Origin of the sequence: Arhodomonas sp. AD133 (genome assembly GCF_051195215.1) — a bacterium.
GTDB lineage: Bacteria > Pseudomonadota > Gammaproteobacteria > Nitrococcales > Nitrococcaceae > Arhodomonas.
Genome location: NZ_JBNAZM010000150.1, coordinates 1 through 1,274, shown reverse-complemented (window position 1 = coordinate 1,274; position 1,274 = coordinate 1). Strand labels below are relative to the sequence as shown.

General features: G+C 51.4%; 3 protein-coding genes. All 3 read right to left on the bottom strand.

All coding sequences use genetic code 11. The features are described 5' to 3' along the window. Window positions 1-143: transposase zinc-binding domain-containing protein (locus ACPEES_RS23450; protein WP_435106940.1), on the bottom strand; the 143-nt coding region annotated here is incomplete at its 3' end. Between the two features lie 216 nt (window positions 144-359). After that, window positions 360-860, bottom strand: a complete 501-nt coding sequence (locus tag ACPEES_RS23445; protein ID WP_435106938.1) for a hypothetical protein — start codon at window positions 858-860, stop codon at window positions 360-362. 108 nt (window positions 861-968) lie between these two features. Continuing rightward, a partial coding sequence (locus ACPEES_RS23440; protein ID WP_435106936.1) for a hypothetical protein occupies window positions 969-1,274 on the bottom strand: 306 nt, incomplete at its 5' end.

The window sequence follows — 1,274 nt, the reverse complement described above, 5'->3', positions numbered from 1 at the left end:
TGCGTGCGCACAAAATGCCCGTCAGGACAGCGCTGTTCGTGGCCACCCATCGCGTCGGTGCGGCAGGCGACAATCGCATGCCCCGCGCGTTGTTGTGGTGCGGACAGTTTGCCGCTGCAGCGCACTTCATCGAAATGGTGCACGAACACCTCCTAGATCGTCGGCTTCCCTGCCATTGCATGCCTCCTGTTGCGGCGCACACCGCAGCGTTCGTAATATCTCCATCGGCAAACAATTGCCGATCACATCAAAGCTTCCTTCCTGCCGCGCAGCGGCTTTGTGCAACGCCCGCCATAAACGGCGCGAGGAACGAGCGTCCGGCGACCGAAGGGAGCGCATTTGATGGCCTGGTTATGCATTTAGTGGACGCCCCCTTGAAGCGGATTGTTCTTTGCTTCCATAAGCGAAGGCAACGCGCCGTATAAAAATGCATGCGACAAGGAAAACGGATCAATAAAAGCCAGCTCCTTTCGGTCTGTTTCCGCCTGAACGTAAGGAACTATTATGGCACCGCCATCAATAACGGACACATCCTCAGGCAAACCCTCAAAGCCGACATACAATTTTCGAGCATGAATTATTCTGTTTAAAGCGTCCCACAGGTCCGCTACCTTCTCACCCTTACGAGACGGCTCCCACTTCCAGCGAGCGGCGCTTAGCGGGTATTTGACTTTAGGCGGAATAATCTCCATTGCTCGACGAGCATTTAAAGCAAAAGAGCTGACAACCTCAATTATTGTTGTATTCGCGTATTCCTGAATCAGTCGATTCTTTAATGGGTATTGACTACTTGCCAGAGACCAAAGATTGACTGCTTCTTCAGAGGCTCTGTCTATTGAATGCCGCGTGATGTTTTCCACTTCGCTCTCTTTTTTTGTGCATAACGCCAATGTTCAGCGGCCGGGTTGCGTAGCGCAGCGTAGCAAACCGGTCCGGTGGAGGCCCGTTAGGGCCGGAACGAACTGCAACTATTTGTTAGAGCTTTGATTACTCTGGCACTGCTCCTGCTCGGCCAGTATTCTTTGGAAAAACTCTATTTCACAGTAAATTCTTGGGATATAGATTACCGTCAATAAGCCTATAGCAATGGAGGTGCCTATCAAATACCAGGCAACTTCAAGGCCGACTAAAACATTAATCAGAAACCAAGCGAGAAAGGGTGCCAGCACCCCATTATCAACACGCACATAATAGAATCCTGAATCCGTGACGAGCCGATATGCGGCGCCGCAGCAAACTGACTCATGAGGCTCAATAACCGGATAATCGGGCGA